Genomic DNA, 16,115 nt, shown 5'->3' with positions numbered 1-16,115 from the left:
TCTCGCTGGTCGAGTAGCCGAGCGAGGAACGAGCGAGGCGTATCGAGACCCCTCTCCACAGATGCCCTCCAGCACCTGTCGCCCTCCGCCGCCGACACCGACGCTGGATCCATGACTGCCTACGTCTACATGCTCCGTTGCTCCGACGGCTCCTTCTACGTCGGCAGCACGCGCGACCTCGCCATCCGCCTCCACCAGCACCAGATCGGCTTGGGGGCCGCCTACACGACCACGCGTCGACCGGTCGAGCTGGTGTGGCACGAGGAGTACGAGAACGTCGGCCTGGCCTACTCCCGGGAGAAGCAGGTCCAGAGCTGGAGCCGGCGCAAGCGGCTGGCGCTCGTCGAGGGCGACTACGAGGGCCTGCCCGCGCTCGCGAGGAAGGACTTCTCCCGCCGCCGGCCCCCGACGGGTGGCACCGGCGACCGGTCGAGATCCGCGGGTCCGGACTGAGGGGTCTCGATACGCCCGCTCGCTGGCGCTCGCGGGCTACTCGACCAACGAGGGGTGGCGGGCGCTCGCGCGGCACTCGACCAGCGAGGGTTCGGCGGGCCGCCCCGGCGTGCCCCTGCCGATCGGCGAGCGGGCACCGGGGACAATGGCGCGCATGGCACGACGTACGAAGCAGGAGCCCCTCCCGGACGACTTCGAGGAGCACATCCTCGACACCGACATCCGCGACGAGATGCAGACGTCGTTCCTCGAGTACGCCTACTCGGTCATCTACTCCCGGGCGCTGCCCGACGCGCGCGACGGCCTCAAGCCGGTCCAGCGACGGATCCTCTACACGATGGACGACATGTCGCTGCGGCCCGACCGCGGCCACGTCAAGAGCGCCCGTGTCGTCGGCGAGGTGATGGGCCGGCTCCACCCGCACGGCGACGGCGCGATCTACGACGCCCTGGTGCGGATGGCGCAGCCCTGGTCGATGCGGCTGCGGACCGTCGACGGGCACGGCAACTTCGGCTCGCCCGACGACTCCCCCGCCGCCATGCGCTACACCGAGTGCCGGATGGCGCCCGCCGCGGTGGCGATGACCGCCTCGATCGACGAGGACACGGTCGACTTCAAGCCCAACTACGACTCCCGCGAGATGGAGCCGGTCGTCCTGCCGGCGGCGATCCCCCACCTCCTGGTCAACGGGTCGGCCGGCATCGCGGTCGGCATGGCCACCAACATCGCGCCCCACAACCTCGTCGAGGTCGTCCAGGCGCTCAAGCACCTGATCACCCACCCGAAGGCGTCGCTCGACGACCTGATGCGCTTCGTGCCCGGCCCGGACCTGCCCACCGGCGGCAAGATCGTCGGCCTCGACGGCATCCGCGACGCCTACGAGAGCGGTCGCGGCACCTTCAAGATGCGCGCCACCGCGCGGATCGAGTCGGTGACGGCGCGACGCAAGGGCATCGTCGTCACCGAGCTGCCCTACGGCGTCGGCACCGAGCGGGTGATGGAGCAGATCAAGAAGCTCGTGCTCGGCAAGAAGCTCCAGGGCATCGCCGACATCAAGGACCTCAGCGACCGCGAGCACGGCCTGCGGCTGGTCATCGAGATCAAGAACGGCTTCGTCCCCGAGGCGATCCTCGAGCAGCTCTACCGCCAGACCGCGCTCGAGGACTCCTTCGGCATCAACGCCGTCGCCCTCGTCGACGGCCAGCCCCGCACGCTGGGCCTCAAGCAGATGCTCGAGGTGTTCCTCGGCCACCGCTTCGACGTCGTACGCCGTCGCTCCACGTTCCGCCGCGCGAAGGCCGCGGACCGGCTGCACCTCGTCGACGGTCTGCTGGTCGCGATCCTCGACATCGACGAGGTCATCCAGGTGATCCGCGGCTCCGACAACGCCGCCGCGGCCAAGGAGCGCCTCATCGAGATCTTCGAGCTCTCCGAGGTCCAGGCCGACTACATCCTCGACATGCCGCTGCGCCGGCTGACGAAGTTCTCCAGGCTGGAGCTCGAGAAGGAGAAGAGCGAGCTCGAGCGCACGATCGAGTACCTCGACGCGATCCTCGCCGACGAGAAGCTGCTGCGGAAGGTCGTCTCCGACGAGCTCACCGACGTCGCCAAGGAGCACGGCACGCCGCGCCGCACCGTCCTGCTCGGCGCTGCTCCCGCCGTCACGGCGGCCGTCGCGTCCGTCGAGGTGGCCGACGAGCCCTGCTACGTCCTGCTCTCCTCCACCGGCCTGCTCGCGCGCACCCGCGACGCCGAGCCGCTCGGCTCGGGCGGCGACCGCGCCAACCACGACGTCACCGTCTCGGTGGTGCGCACGACCAAGCGCGGCGAGATCGGGGTGGTCACCAGCCGCGGTCGCGTGATGAGGCTCTCCGTGCTCGACCTGAGCAACGCGGAGCTGCCGCCCACCGCCAACGACCCCAACCTCCAGGGCACCCTGCCGCTGAGCGAGATGCTCGCCCTCGAGCAGGGCGAGCGGGCCCTGGCGCTCACCGCGCTGCCCACCGACGGTCCCGGTCTCGCGCTGGGCACGCGCGACGGCGTGGTCAAGCGGGTCAACCCTGAGGTGCTCAACCGCGACGAGTGGGAGGTCATCGGCCTCAAGGACGGCGACGAGGTCGTCGGCGCGGTCGAGCTCATCACGGGCGAGGAGGAGCTCTGCTTCATCTCCAGCGACGCCCAGCTGCTCCACTTCCCCGCCTCCGGCGTACGACCGCAGGGCCGCTCGGGCGGCGGCATGGCCGGCATCAAGCTCGGCGCGGGCCAGCGGGTCGCCTTCTTCGGCGCCTTCGTCCCCGACGACGCGGTCGTCGTCACCGCCTCGGGGTCGTCCACGGCCCTGCCCGGCACCGAGGCCGGTGCGGTCAAGGTGACGCCGTTCAGCGAGTACCCCGGCAAGGGCCGCGCCACCGGCGGCGTGCGCAGCCACCGGTTCCTCAAGGGCGAGGACGTCCTGGTCACGGCCTGGGCCGGTCCGGGCCCGGCCCGCGCGGCCGCCTCGAGCGGGGCGCCCGTCGACCTGCCCGAGGCCAACGGCCGTCGTGACGGCTCGGGCGTTCCCGCGCCCCAGCCCATCGCCGCGGTCGCCTCCCCCGTGTCGGCGCAGGTCGCGACCGGTGTGGCCACGCCGGGCGCGGACGCGGCTGGCGCAGCCGCCCCTGTGGAAGGCTGAGGCCATGCTCGCTCGCGCCCGCACCTCCGGACGACTCGCCACGACCGTCGCCGCCGTGGTGCTCGCCCTGCCCGTCCTGGCCGCCTGCTCCGGCGGCGAGGGAGCCAGCGGCGAGACCGACGAGGGCCCGACTCCCGAGGAGGTGCTCGACGAGGCCGCGACCACGCTCACCGAGACCGCCGGTGTCGAGCTCAGCCTGTCCACGCCCTCGCTGCCCGACGGGGTCTCGGGCATCACCAAGGCGGTCGGCACCATCACCAACACGCCGGCCTTCGACGGCTCGATCACGGTGGTGTTCGCCGGCCAGACCGTCGACGTACCTGTCGTCGCGGTCGACGACACCGTCTACGCGCAGCTGCCCTTCACGCCGGGCTGGAACAAGGTCAACCCCAAGGAGTACGGCGCGCCGGACCCCTCCAACCTGATCGGGGACGACGGCTTCGCCGGGCTGCTGGGCCTCACCGAGTCGCCCGAGGCGGGCGAGACCGTGCGCGGCGGCGCCGACAACAGCGAGATCCTCACCACCTACTCCGGCACCGTCCCCGGTGACGCGATGGACGCGATCATCCCCTCGTCCTCTGGCGACACCTTCGACGTCGAGTGGCAGGTCAGCGACGCCGGCGAGCTCCGCAAGGCCACCCTCACCGGCGCCTTCTACCCCCGCGCCGAGCCGATGACCTACACGGTCGACTTCGCCGACTACGGCACCGAGAAGGACATCACCGCGCCGTGAGCACCGCCACGGGCGAGGCCGCGGTGTCCCGCACCTCGCGGGCGCTCCTCGCCCTGGCCGCGGTCGCCGTCGCCTTCGCGGCGGCCGACACCTACGTCGTCGTCCTGGCGCTCCCCGACATGATGACCGGCGTCGGGGTGCCGATCGACCAGCTCCAGCGGGCGGCGCCGATCGTCAGCGGCTTCCTCCTCGGCTACGTCGCGATGCTCCCGCTCATCGGGCGCATCGCCGACCTGCGCGGCCGGGTGCCCGTGCTGGTGATGGCGCTCGTGCTGTTCGCGCTGGGCTCGCTCGTCACCACCGTCGCCTACGACATGCCGAGCATCGTCGCCGGCCGCTTCCTCCAGGGCGTCGGCGGCGGCGGCCTCGTGCCGGCGACGCTGGCCCTGGTGGCCGACCTCTACCCGGTCGAGCGCCGTGGCGTCCCGCTGGGCGTGGTGTCCGCGGTGCAGGAGATCGGCTCGGTCCTCGGCCCGCTGTTCGGTGCCGCGGTCCTCGCCGTCGCCGACTGGCGGGCGATCTTCGCCGTCAACCTCGCCGTCGGCCTCGTGCTCGCCGCCGCCATCCGCACCCTCGCCCCGCACCGTCCGCCGGGGTCCGGCACCAGACGGCGGCCCGACCTCGTCGGCCTCCTGCTGCTGCTGGTGACCTTCGCGTGCGCCGCGGTGGTCTTCCTGCGTCCCGCACCCCTGATGCGCGACCTGACGTGGGGCCGGCTGTTCATCCCCTTCGCCGGCGACGGCCGCTGGCTCACCCCGATCGGCGCCGCCACCGTGGTCGCGCTCGTGCTGCTGCTGGCCTGGTGCTGGTCCGCACCCCGCCCCCTGCTCGACCTGCGCGGCTGGACGCGCGTCCTCGTCGACGCCGACCTGGTCGGTGCCCTGCTGCTCGCCGCGGCCCTCGGCGGGGTCATCCTCGCCTTCGCCACCGCCGACCCCAAGGTCGAGGTGTTCTCGCCCCAGGGCCGGTGGTACCTCCTCGGCGCCGTCGTCGCGGCTGCGGCCTTCACCTGGCACCTCCGTCGCGCCGCCCGCCCGCTCGTGCCCCGCGGCGCGCTGCGTCGTACGCCGGCGTGGGGGGCGCTGCTGGTCAGCTTCTTCGTCGGTGCCGCGCTGATCGCCGCCCTCATCGACATCCCGCTCTTCGCCCGCACCACCGTCTACCCCGACGACCAGCTGCCGGCCGCGCTCGTGCTCGTCCGCTTCCTGCTGGCGCTGCCCGTCGGTGCCGTGGCGGGCGGCTACCTGATCCGCTTCCTCTCCCCCGGCCCGGTCACCGCCATCGGGATGCTGCTCGCCGCCACCGGCTTCGTCCTGATGACCCGCTGGGGGCTCACCACGATCGAGGAGCCGATCGCCAACGTCGCGCTCGTCACCGGCGGGCTCGGCTTCGGGCTCGCCCTCGCCCCGGTCAACGCCGCCCTGCTCGCCTTCACCGACGACGACGTCCACGGCGTCGCGAGCGCCTTCGTCGTGGTGGCGCGGATGGTCGGCATGCTCGTCGGCATCTCGGCGCTCACCACGATCGGGCTCCGGCGCTACTACTCCGAGCAGCTGGCCGTGCCTCCCGTGCAGGAGGTGTGCGACGGCAAGAGCCGGTGCAAGGAGTTCTCCGACCTCCTCCGAGTCGCCGGCATCGCCCAGGAGCACGCGGTCTTCTGGGGCGCGGCCGGGTGCGCGGTGGTCGCCGCGGTCCTGGCGCTCGTGCTCTTCCGCGAGGTGCGCCCCACCCGGCTGACCCCGCGAGACGTCTTCACCGGGCGGGCGTGAAGGGCGCTACCCTGCCGTTCGTGAGCGACTTCGACGACCTGTTGCAGGCCAACCGCGGCTTCGCGGACACCTTCGACCTCGGCGGCTTCGACGGCAAGGCCCATGCCGGGATCGCCCTCGTCACGTGCATGGACTCGCGCATCGACCCGCTGCGCATGCTCGGGCTCCAGCACGGCGACGCCAAGATCTTCCGCAACCCGGGCGCACGCGTGACGCCGCAGGCGCTCGAGGCACTCGTCCTCGGCGTGCACCTGCTCAACGTGCAGCGCATCCTCGTGGTGCCCCACACCCGCTGCGCCATGGCGTCGGCCTCCGAGCAGGACCTGCGCGCCAAGATCGGCGAGTCCGCGGGCGTGGACGCCAGCTGGCAGTCCTTCGGGGTCGTGACCGACCAGCTCGACCAGCTGCGCCAGGACGTCGCCAAGGTCCGCACGCACCCGCTCATCGGCGAGCGCGCCAAGGTCGGCGGCTTCCTCTACGACGTCGACACGGGCCTGCTCACCCAGCACGCCTGACGGCGCAGGTCGAGCGGGCCGCCGCGACGAGGTTGCGTGCCTGCGCCTCGAGGCCGGGCAGGGCGCCGGAACGTGACGTCACGTTCCCGACGGCTGTCTGGTCGAGGAGGCACCACCGACGACAGGATGAGCCCGTGGCCGATCCCACCCACCCGACCGATCCCGCCGGGGACAGCGCCGACAGCGTGGCGCAGCTCCTCGACGAGCGCGCCCGCCTGCTCGCGATCGGCTACCGCATGCTCGGCAGCCGCGCCGAGGCCGAGGACGCGGTCCAGGAGACGTACGTCCGCTGGTACCGGCTCACCGAGGACGAGCAGGCCGGCATCCGCAACCCCGCGGCGTGGCTGACCACCGCAATGACCCGGGTCTGCCTCAACGTCCTGGACTCGGCCCGCCACCGTCGCGAGTCCTACGTCGGCGAGTGGCTGCCCGAGCCCCTGGCGGCCGGTTCGGTCCTCCTCGGCCCGGGCGCGCCTGCGGCCGATCCCGCCGACCAGGCGGCGCTGGCCGACGAGGTGACGATGGCCCTGATGGTGGTGCTCGACGCCCTCACCCCCGGCGAGCGGGTGGCCCTCGTCCTGCACGACGTGTTCGGCTACCGGTTCGACGAGATCGCCGAGATGGTGGGGCGCACGCCGCAGGCCGTGCGCAAGCTGGCGTCCACGGCGCGAAAGCACGTCGAGGACGAACGGAGGCGCGCCTCGACCCCCGTCCAGCAGCGGCAGGTCGTGGAGTCGTTCGTCGAGGCCTGCCTCACCGGCGACGTCGCCACGCTCGTCGGCCGCCTGGACCCGTCGGCGGTCGCGACCAGCGACGGCGGCGGGCGGGTGCGGGCTGCCCTGCGCCCGGTCGTGGGAGCCGACCGGGTGGCGCGGTTCCTCGTCGGCGCCCTCCGCAAGTCCACCGACCTCGTGGCGTCCCTGGAGGACGGTGGCGACGAGACCCGCCTGGTCCTCCGCCGTGGCGGGGTGGTGGCCGCCGTCGCCACGTTCCGCGTCCGGAACGGCCTGGTCAGCAACATCTGGCTGACCCTCAACCCCGACAAGCTCGGGACGTGGCTCGAGCAGGAGACGTCCGGCACCTGACCTCACACTCCGGCCCCCTGTCCGGTCGAGGAGGCATGGACAACACACCCAGATCATCCGGGCTGCGGATCGCCGTGGCCGGCGGCACCGGGACCGTCGGCCGCCACGTCGTCGAGGTCGCGCAGCGCCGCGGCCACCAGGCGGTGGTGCTCGCGCGGAGCACCGGCGTCGACCTGGTCGCCGGCACCGGTGTCGACGAGGCCCTCGAAGGCGTGCAGGTCGTGGTCGACGTGACCTCGCAGGTCTCCCAGAAGGCCGAGGAGTCCCGGGCGTTCTTCGGTGCCGTCACCCGCAACCTGCTCGACGCCGAGTCCCGCGCCGGGATCGGACACCACGTCGCACTCTCGATCGTCGGGATCGACGAGGCGCCCCACGGCTACTACGCCGGCAAGGTGCTCCAGGAGGAGCTGCTGGCTCGTTCGACCGTGCCCTGGACCGTCCTGCGCGCCACCCAGTTCCACGAGTTCGCCGGCCAGATCCACGGAGCCGTCGGCATCGGCCCGTTCGTGGTCGTGCCACGGATGGTGTCCGAGCCTGTCGCCGCGGCGGAGGTCGCCGAGCGGCTCGTGGACCTGGCCGAGGGGGCGCCCGCCGGCCGCGTGCGGGACCTCGGCGGCCCGCGTCGCGAGCGGATGGCCGACATGGTGCGCGCGTGGGCGCGCACGACAGGCCGACCGTCCCGGGTGCTCGAGGTGCCGCTGCCGGGCGCGCTGGGGCGGGCGATGCGCGACGGCACCCTGGTCACCGGGCAAGGGGCCGACCACGGCACGGCGACCTTCGCCGAGTGGCTGGAGACGGTCCGATGACCCTCACCATGCGGCGTACGCTGCTCTGGCTCACCGCCGTCGTCGGCCTGTACGTCGGCCTGTGGTCGGCCGGCGCGCCCAAGAGCTTCTACGACTCCTTCCCCGGCCTCGGCTTCATCTGGATCTCGATCGACGGCCCCTACAACGAGCACCTGGTCCGCGACGTCGGTGCCCTCTACCTGGGCCTGGCCGCCGCGACGGCGCTCGCCGCGCTGCAGCGGTCCGAGGTCGCTGCCGTGGCCGCCAGCCGCACGATCGGGCTGGCCTGGGTCGTGTTCTCGGTCCCGCACCTGGCCTACCACGCGCTCCACCTCGACGGGCTCGGAGCACTCGACGTGGTGGCGCAGATGATCTCGCTCGGCAGCACGGTCGTGCTCGGCGGGCTGCTGATGCTGGGCCCGGAGCCCGCGCGCACCGTCAGGGACGTCGGGGCACCGGCCACGACCGACCCATGATGACCCGGTCGGCGGCGAGCCCGGGGCCGATGACGGCCCAGCCACACGAGCGGTAGAGCCGCCGGGCCGGGTCGTCGGGGTCGGCCGACGTCATGAGCATCCACCGCGGGTGCTCCAGCCCGTCGGTGAGCGCGGCCATCAGTCGCCGTCCGACGCCCGACCCGCGTGCCGACGCGGCGACCCCGATGCTGACCAGCTCGAAGTGTCCACCGAGCCAGTCCGAGGCGACGGCGGGCTGCAGCACCCTCGCGGCGTTGTCGGTCCACCACTGACCGGCCTCACCGGTGTAGCCGTAGGCGAACCCGACGAGCTCGCCGTCGGACCGGGCGAGGGCGAGGCGGAACCCGGCCCGCGCCGAGTGCCGCTCCCAGACGTGGCCGCGCCACGCCTCGTGGTCGTCGAAGTCCCCGAAGACCTCGCGGTAGAGGGGCCACAGCTCGTCGTGCACGAGCGCTGCTGCGACAGCCTCGACCACCTCGACGTGGACCGACATCAGCGGTCCACCTCCACGTGACCCGGTCCGAACCTCACGCGTCGAGCGCCTCCACGTCGACCTCGTAGGCGCCCTGGACGATGAACTCCTTGCGCGGCGCGACGTCGGAGCCCATGAGGAGGTCGAAGACCTTGCTCGCCTCGTCGACGTCGTCGATCGTGAGCTTGCGCAGCGTCCGGTGGCGCGGGTCCATCGTCGTCTCGGCCAGCTGGTCGGCGTCCATCTCGCCGAGGCCCTTGTAGCGCTGGACCGGGTCCTTCCAGCGCACGTTCTTCTTCTTCAGCTCGGCGAGCTTGCGCTGCAGCTCGTCGTCGGAATAGGTGTAGATGTACTTGTCCATCCCCTTCTTGGGGTTGGACAGCTCGATGCGGTGCAGCGGCGGCACCGCGGAGAAGAGCCGGCCGTCGCGCACGAGGTCGGGCATGTACTTGAAGAACAGCGTCGCCAGCAGGCAGCGGATGTGGGCCCCGTCGGAGTCGGCGTCGGCCATCAGGATGATCCGGCCGTAGCGGGCCGCCTCGAGGTCGAACGTACGACCCGACCCGGCGCCGACGACCTGGATGATCGAGGCGCACTCGGCGTTCTTGAGCATGTCGCCGACGGTGGCCTTCTGCACGTTGAGGATCTTGCCGCGGATCGGCAGCAGCGCCTGGAACTCGCTGCTCCGGGCGGCCTTGGCCGTGCCCATGGCCGAGTCGCCCTCGACGATGAAGAGCTCGGTGCGCTCGGTGTCGGAGCTGCGGCAGTCGAAGAGCTTGGCGGGCAGGGCCGAGGACTCCAGGGCGTTCTTGCGGCGCTGGTTCTCCTTGTGCTGGCGCGCCGCCAGGCGGGTCTTGGAGGCACCGGCGACCTTCTCCATCAGGAGCTTGGCCTGCGCCTTGTCGGCGCGCTTGGTCGAGGTCAGGAACGCCTTGAGCTCACCGGCCACCACCTTGCGTACGACGCTGCGCGCGGCCGGCGTACCGAGGATCTCCTTGGTCTGGCCCTCGAACTGCGGCTCGGCGAGCCGCACGGTCACCACGGCGGTGAGTCCCTCGAGCACGTCGTCCTTGATCACGTCGGCGTCGGCGGCCTTCAGCACCTTGGCGGCGCGCATGGCGTCGTTGAAGGTCTTGGTGAGTGCGGCCTCGAAGCCGCTGACGTGGGTGCCGCCCTTGGGCGTCGCGATCACGTTGACGAACGAGCGCACCTCGGTGTCGTAGGCCGTGTCCCACCTCACCGCGACGTCGACGGTGAGCTCGCGCTCGACCTCCTGGGGCGTCATGTGGCCCTTGTCGTCGAGCAGCGGCACGGTCTCGGTGAAGGTGTCGGTGCCCTGCAGGCGCAGGATGTCGGTGACCGGCTCCCCGTGGGAGAGGAACTCCACGAACTCGGCGATGCCACCGTCGTGGCGGAACTTCTCCTCGACCATCTCCGAGGAGCGCTGGTCGCGGATGACGAGCTCGAGCCCCGGGACGATGTACGACGTCTGGCGGGCGCGACCGATCAGCCCCTCCATCTCGACGCGGGCGTCCTTGGTGAAGATCTGCCGGTCGGGCCAGAAGCGGATCCGGGTGCCGGTCCTGCCCTTCGCCACGCGCTTGCCCTTGCGGGTCAGGCCCGACTGCGGCGTGAAGGAGGCACCGGGGCCCTCGCCGTCGAAGACGCCGGGCACGCCGCGCTGGAAGGACAGGCCCTGCTGCGACGGCGAGCGGTCCACGTCGATGTCCATGCGGGCGGACAGCGCGTTCACCACGGAGAGGCCCACGCCGTGCAGGCCGCCGGTCGCGACGTAGGACCCGCCGCCGAACTTGCCGCCGGCGTGCAGCTTGGTGGCGACGACCTCGACGCCCGAGAGGCCCGTCTTGGGCTCCTTGTCGGTGGGGATGCCGCGCCCGTCGTCGTAGACCTCGACGGACCCGTCGTCGTGCAGCGTGACCTCGACGCGGTGCGCGACCCCGGCCAGTGCCTCGTCCACGCCGTTGTCGATGATCTCCCAGAGGCAGTGCATCAACCCGCGCGTGTCGGTCGAGCCGATGTACATGCCCGGTCGCTTGCGGACCGCGTCGAGCCCCTCGAGGACGAGCAGGTGCGCGGCGTTGTACGTGTTGTCTGACGGTGCTGCCACAAGGGAAGAACCTACCTGCGACACGCCGGGCGCCGAGGGAGGCACGCCTGCCTCGTGCCGCGCATGGGCAGGTCTAGCGTGGGGCACCTGTCAGGTATCACTTCTGCAACGGCTCGTCCACGCCTGAGGACAACGCCAGCGGGGAGGGATGTGACGTGATTGACTTGACGAGTTCTCGATCTCGAACGACAGCAGGGAATCTTTGTCCCACTGGCTACGTTGGGCCAGACACCGATGAACAGAAATGAGGCTGACGTGACCACTGCCACCGCACCCACCCAAGCCGTCCTGACGGCTGGTGACCGCTGCGACCGCTGCGGCGCCCAGGCCTACCTGCGGGTGGAGCTCCAGACCGGCGGCGAGCTGCTGTTCTGCGCCCACCACGCTCGCGAGCACGGCGAGAAGCTCCGCGAGGTCGCCGCGACCGTCCACGACGAGACCCACAAGCTGGACACCCCCACCGCGGGCAGCGAGGCCTGAGCCCGACCGACCAGACCGACTTCCCAGAACGGCCCCGGACACGCTCTCCGGGGCCGTTCTGCGTCCCGGTCCGCCGGGCCGTGCGCCGTCTGGGAGGCTGTGCCCCGTGAGCACCGTCGAAGTCCTGGTCGCCCTCGCGATCGCCGTCGGCATCGCGGGCATCATCGTCCCGGTCCTCCCGGGGACCATCCTGGTGCTCGGCGCCATCCTGGTCTGGGCGCTCGACGTCGGTACGACGACCGGCTGGGCCGTCCTGGCCGTCAGCACGCTGCTCCTCGTCGGGGGCACCGTCGTGAAGTACCTCGTCCCGGGCCGGCGACTCAAGGCCTCCGGCGTGCCGAACCGCACCCTCCTCGCCGGCGCCCTGCTCGCCTTCGTCGGCTTCTTCGTCATCCCGGTCGTCGGCATGTTCATCGGGTTCGTCCTCGGCGTCTACGCCGCCGAGCGGGCGCGCGTCGGCGGCCCGCTGGCGTGGCCCTCGACCAAGGGCGCCCTGCACGCCGTGGGCGTGTCGATCCTCATCGAGCTCGCGGCGGCCTTCCTCGCGGCCACCGCCTGGGCCGTCGGGGTCGCGGCCACCTGAGCCCGCGGGGACGGACCGCAGCGACGTGGGCACAAGCTGGTCCAGACCGGCTCCGGAGCTGCCAGGGTCGCAGCGTGTCTCGGCTCCACGATCCTGCGCGCCTTGCGGCCATCGAGAACCTCGCATCGACAGCAGGTCGTGAGGACCGCTTCGACCGCGTCGTCCGCATGGCGCGCCGCCTCTTCGACGTGCCCGTCGTCGCGGTCAACGTCGTCGACGACCACCAGCAGGTCAGCATCGCGCACGTGGGCCTGACGTCGCCGGTGCGGCCGGTGTCGGAGTCGATCTGCGCGGTCGCGGTCGCCCAGGACCGTCCGATCATCCTGCCCGACGCGCGGGAGGACCCGGAGTTCGCGCAGCACCCGGCGGTGGTGTCCGACGAGCCGGCCATCTTCTACGCCGGACGCCCGCTCCACGCCGACGGCCACGTCATCGGCAGCCTGTGCCTGGCCGACGACCGCCCCCGCGCCTTCAGCGAGGCCGAGGACAAGATGCTCGCCGACCTCGCCACCTGGGTCGAGCAGGAGCTCGACCGCGACCGCGACCAGCGCGAGGCCCGCGAGGTGCAGCGCCGCCTGCTCCCCCGCGCCGACGTGCAGGTCGCCGGTCTCGAGATCGCCGGCCACTGCCAGCCCGCGCGGTCGGTCGGCGGCGACTTCTACGACTGGCAGGTGCTCGACGGTCAGCTCCAGGTGGTGCTGGCCGACGTGATGGGCAAGGGCCTCGTCGCGGCGATGATCGCCGCGCAGGTGCGCACCCTCGTGCGCGGCACCTCGCCCTTCAACAGTGTGGCGGCCTCGGTGACCCGCGCGGCGGTCGACAGCCAGGACGACCTCGACGACGCCGGCACCTTCGTGACGCTGTTCGCCGTACGGATCGACCCGCGCAACGGCGAGATGGAGTACGTCGACGCCGGCCACGGCCTGGCGTTCGTCCTGCAGCCCGACGGCGAGGTGCGGCGCCTGGCCTCGGGCGACCTCCCCCTGGGCGCGATGGCCGGGGTCGGCTGGACGTCGCGCTCGGACGTGCTGGCGCCCGGCGAGACGCTCCTCGCGGTCAGCGACGGCGTCCTCGACGCGTTCCCGACCGCCGAGGAGGCGCTCGCCGCGGCGCGGGACCTGGCGGCCCTGTCACCCGATCCGAGCACGATCGTCGAGATGGTCACCGAGCGGGTGAAGGAGCTCACCACGAGCGACGACCTGACCGTGCTCGCTGTCCGACGGGAGACGACGTGAAACAGCTGGCCATCCGGATCCTGGTCCTCCTCACCCTGACGAGCGGCACGCTCTACGTCGGGTGGCGCTGGCTGTTCTCGGTCAACTGGGTCAACTGGTGGATCGCGGTGCCGCTCGTCCTGGCCGAGACCTACTCGCTCGTCGACTCCTACCTGTTCGGCCTCACGATGTGGCGCCGCAAGGAACGCGGCGAGGCACCGCCCCCGCCCGAGGGCGCGACCGTCGACGTGCTGATCACCACCTACAACGAACCGGTCGAGATGGTGGCCGCGACCGCGGAGGCCTCCGAGCGGATCGTGCACCCCCACACGACCTGGATCCTCGACGACGGCGACCGCCCCGAGATGCGGGCGGCGGCCGAACGGCTGGGCGTCGGCTACCTCACCCGGGGTGACGAGTGGCAGGACATGCCCCGCCACGCCAAGGCCGGCAACCTCAACAGCGCCCTGTTCCGCACCGAGGGCGAGTTCCTCCTGATCCTCGACGCCGACCAGGTGCCCGACCCGCTGATCCTCGACCGCACCCTCGGCTGGTTCCGCGACCCCGAGGTGGCGCTGGTCCAGACGCCCCAGTGGTTCAGCAACGTCACCGACAGCGACCCGCTCGGGAGCCAGGCGCCCCTGTTCTACGGGCCCATCCAGCAGGGCAAGGACGGCTGGAACGCCGCCTTCTTCTGCGGGTCCAACGCACTCCTGCGGCGCGACGCGCTCATGCAGCTCGGCATCGTCGCCTACGTCCGCGAGGTCGAGCGTGCCGTGCGCGACACCCTCCGGGCGTCGCGTCGCGTCCTCGACAAGGCGGTCGCTCGGGCCCGCAAGGACACGCCCGAGCTGGTTCCCTCGATCGGCCTGGTGCTGGAGGCGGTGCACGTCGCCCAGCGGCGGCTCGACGAGGGCGTCCCGGTCTCCGAGGTGACCTTCGAGTTCCAGCAGACGGTCCAGGAGGCGAGCAGGTCGGTCGTGAGCGACGACCTCGCGGCCATCCGGGCCGACCTCGCCGACCTGGAGCTGCTGACGGGCGAGTCGCTCGACCTGCTCCCGGTCGACGTCGACGCCGAGCTGGGTGTCCCGGTCGTCGACGACGCGGCGCTCGACCAGCTCGCCCGGCGCGACCTCTCACCCCTGGCAGCGGTCGACTCCGTACGACGTCTGATGACCGCTGTCGACGTCGACCGCGCCGACGAGGCGCAGCCGATGATGCCGCTCGCCACCGTCTCGGTGACCGAGGACATGGCCACCTGCATGCGCCTGCACGCCAACGGCTGGAAGTCGGTCTACCACCACGAGGTGCTGGCCCACGGGCTCGCGCCGGAGGACCTGCGCACCATGCTGCAGCAGCGCCTCCGCTGGGCGCAGGGCACCCTCCAGGTGCTGCTGCGCGAGAACCCGCTCGGCCAGCGCGGGCTGAGCGCGGGCCAGCGACTCATGTACTTCGCGACGATGTGGAGCTACCTCTCGGGCTTCGCGGCCGTCATCTACCTCGCCGCGCCGGTCGTCTACCTCTGCCTCGGCATCCTGCCGGTCAACGCCTACGGGCTGACGTTCCTCGCCTACTTCATCCCCTACGTCGTGCTCAACCAGCTGTTGTTCGCGGTCATCGGCTACGGGGTGAAGACCTGGCGCGGCCACCAGTACAGCCTGGCCCTGTTCCCGCTGTGGATCCGGGCCTGCGTGACCGCGGCCGCCAACGTGTGGTTCGGCCGGCCCCTGGGCTTCGTCGTCACCCCCAAGACGCGGCAGGCACGTCAGCCCTTCCCGTGGCGGCTGATCTGGCCGCAGCTGACGGCCATGGCGATCCTCGTCCTCGCGTGCGTCGTGGGCGGGCTGCGCCTGTGGGCCGGGACCACCACGTCGGTGATCGGCACCGGCGTCAACTGGCTGTGGGTCGCCTACGACCTGCTCGTGCTGAGCGTGATCATCGAGGCCGCGCGGTTCCGCGTGCCGGAGTTCCCCGACCAGGTGGAGGAGAGAGCAGCATGACCGAGTGGCAGACCGACGTCAGCGACGGCGTGGCGGTGATCGTGTGCCCGGCGCGGGTGTCGATGGCCGTGGCGGCGTCCTTCCGCGACGCCATCGCCGCGGCCGTGGCCCAGGCACCCAAGGTGGTCGTCGACCTCGGGCCCACGGCGTTCATCGACTCGTCCGGGCTCGGGGCCCTGGTCAGCGGTCTCAAGACGTGTCGGCAGGCGGGCGGCGACCTCAGGATCGCCGGCGCGGGCGAGCAGGTGCGCACCGTCCTCCGGCTGACCAACCTCGACCGCATCCTCCGCCCCCAAGACACGGTCGAGGACGCGCGCCGTGACTGGTGAGCACTACGACATCGAGGGCCTCGCGGTCCCCCGCGACATGGAGCAGCTGCACGACCTGCTCGAGCGGGCCTCGACCGAGCACCCGCACATCCCTGCCTCCGACGTGATGATGTTCGAGACCGCGGTGATGGAGCTGGCCAACAACGTCGTCGAGCACGGACGCCCGGTCGGCCAGGTCGCCTGGCGCTTCAGCCTGGAGGTGTCCGCCGACTCGCTCACCGCGCGGCTCGCCGACTCCGGGGAGGAGTACGCCGGGTGGGACGCGGCCGCCTCCCACGACATGCCGGGCGAGATGGCGGAGTCCGGGCGCGGCCTGCCGCTGGCCTCGGCCGTGCTCGACGAGCTCGACTACCAGCGCGACGGCGCGAGCAACGTCTGGACGATGGTGCGGCGCTGGCAGGCGTGAGGCCGCGCGCCCGGGT

16 protein-coding genes are annotated in these 16,115 nt (G+C 72.0%); 14 read left to right on the top strand and 2 right to left on the bottom strand.

Annotated features, from left to right (window positions below; genetic code table 11):
• Positions 1-111: 111 nt before the first annotated feature.
• The 8 genes from NCI01_RS17525 (at position 112) to NCI01_RS17490 (ending at position 8,487) form a co-directional block, all read left to right on the top strand.
• A complete protein-coding gene (locus NCI01_RS17525) occupies positions 112-453 on the top strand; it encodes a GIY-YIG nuclease family protein (RefSeq protein WP_254182779.1) in 342 nt (113 codons plus the stop codon).
• Positions 454-607: 154 nt separating this feature from the next.
• Complete coding sequence (locus NCI01_RS17520) at positions 608-3,124, top strand: DNA gyrase/topoisomerase IV subunit A (RefSeq protein ID WP_254182778.1); 2,517 nt, start codon at positions 608-610, stop codon at positions 3,122-3,124.
• A 4-nt stretch (positions 3,125-3,128) separates the two neighbouring features.
• On the top strand, positions 3,129-3,857 hold the full coding sequence (locus tag NCI01_RS17515) for an LppX_LprAFG lipoprotein (protein WP_254182777.1): 729 nt from the start codon (positions 3,129-3,131) through the stop codon (positions 3,855-3,857).
• Positions 3,854-5,626, top strand: coding sequence for an MFS transporter (locus NCI01_RS17510; protein WP_254182776.1), 1,773 nt, complete (start codon positions 3,854-3,856; stop codon positions 5,624-5,626). The genes NCI01_RS17515 and NCI01_RS17510 overlap by 4 nt, the downstream gene beginning before the upstream one ends.
• A gap of 20 nt (positions 5,627-5,646) precedes the next feature.
• The gene (locus tag NCI01_RS17505) at positions 5,647-6,141 is read left to right on the top strand and encodes a beta-class carbonic anhydrase (protein WP_254182775.1); all 495 of its coding nucleotides are present in this window, start codon (positions 5,647-5,649) and stop codon (positions 6,139-6,141) included.
• Between the two features lie 134 nt (positions 6,142-6,275).
• Positions 6,276-7,226 (top strand): RNA polymerase sigma factor SigJ, encoded by a 951-nt coding sequence (gene sigJ, locus NCI01_RS17500; RefSeq protein WP_254182774.1) that lies wholly within the window; start codon positions 6,276-6,278, stop codon positions 7,224-7,226.
• 35 nt (positions 7,227-7,261) lie between these two features.
• Positions 7,262-8,032: an SDR family oxidoreductase gene (locus NCI01_RS17495; RefSeq protein ID WP_254182773.1), complete on the top strand. Its 771-nt coding sequence runs from the start codon at positions 7,262-7,264 to the stop codon at positions 8,030-8,032.
• The gene (locus NCI01_RS17490; RefSeq protein WP_254182772.1) at positions 8,029-8,487 is read left to right on the top strand and encodes a hypothetical protein; all 459 of its coding nucleotides are present in this window, start codon (positions 8,029-8,031) and stop codon (positions 8,485-8,487) included. The genes NCI01_RS17495 and NCI01_RS17490 overlap by 4 nt, the downstream gene beginning before the upstream one ends.
• Here the strand turns inward: NCI01_RS17490 and NCI01_RS17485 are convergent.
• Complete coding sequence (locus NCI01_RS17485) at positions 8,450-8,980, bottom strand: GNAT family N-acetyltransferase (protein ID WP_254182771.1); 531 nt, start codon at positions 8,978-8,980, stop codon at positions 8,450-8,452. The genes NCI01_RS17490 and NCI01_RS17485 overlap by 38 nt on opposite strands.
• Before the next feature lie 34 nt (positions 8,981-9,014).
• Positions 9,015-11,087, bottom strand: coding sequence for a DNA gyrase/topoisomerase IV subunit B (locus tag NCI01_RS17480; RefSeq protein WP_254182770.1), 2,073 nt, complete (start codon positions 11,085-11,087; stop codon positions 9,015-9,017).
• Between the two features lie 234 nt (positions 11,088-11,321).
• On the opposite strand from NCI01_RS17480, the gene NCI01_RS17475 reads away from it, so the two are divergent.
• The 6 genes from NCI01_RS17475 to NCI01_RS17450 all read left to right on the top strand — a co-directional run bounded on the left by NCI01_RS17475 (position 11,322) and on the right by NCI01_RS17450 (position 16,099).
• Positions 11,322-11,567, top strand: coding sequence for a DUF7455 domain-containing protein (locus NCI01_RS17475; RefSeq protein ID WP_254182769.1), 246 nt, complete (start codon positions 11,322-11,324; stop codon positions 11,565-11,567).
• 106 nt (positions 11,568-11,673) lie between these two features.
• Complete coding sequence (locus tag NCI01_RS17470; RefSeq protein WP_254182768.1) at positions 11,674-12,150, top strand: DUF456 domain-containing protein; 477 nt, start codon at positions 11,674-11,676, stop codon at positions 12,148-12,150.
• A 74-nt stretch (positions 12,151-12,224) separates the two neighbouring features.
• Positions 12,225-13,385, top strand: a complete 1,161-nt coding sequence (locus NCI01_RS17465; RefSeq protein ID WP_254182767.1) for a PP2C family protein-serine/threonine phosphatase — start codon at positions 12,225-12,227, stop codon at positions 13,383-13,385.
• The gene (locus NCI01_RS17460; RefSeq protein WP_254182766.1) at positions 13,382-15,364 is read left to right on the top strand and encodes a glycosyltransferase family 2 protein; all 1,983 of its coding nucleotides are present in this window, start codon (positions 13,382-13,384) and stop codon (positions 15,362-15,364) included. The genes NCI01_RS17465 and NCI01_RS17460 overlap by 4 nt, the downstream gene beginning before the upstream one ends.
• A complete protein-coding gene (locus NCI01_RS17455; RefSeq protein ID WP_254182765.1) occupies positions 15,361-15,693 on the top strand; it encodes an STAS domain-containing protein in 333 nt (110 codons plus the stop codon). The genes NCI01_RS17460 and NCI01_RS17455 overlap by 4 nt, the downstream gene beginning before the upstream one ends.
• The gene (locus tag NCI01_RS17450; RefSeq protein ID WP_254182764.1) at positions 15,683-16,099 is read left to right on the top strand and encodes an ATP-binding protein; all 417 of its coding nucleotides are present in this window, start codon (positions 15,683-15,685) and stop codon (positions 16,097-16,099) included. Before NCI01_RS17455 ends, NCI01_RS17450 begins: the two co-directional genes overlap by 11 nt.
• The last annotated feature ends 16 nt before the right edge of the window (positions 16,100-16,115 follow it).

The sequence above is a fragment of the Nocardioides pinisoli genome, from assembly GCF_024199985.1.
In the GTDB taxonomy this organism is placed as follows: domain Bacteria; phylum Actinomycetota; class Actinomycetes; order Propionibacteriales; family Nocardioidaceae; genus Nocardioides; species Nocardioides pinisoli.
Note: the sequence above shows the minus strand (reverse complement) of the source record. Positions and strands in the feature narration are given on the sequence as shown.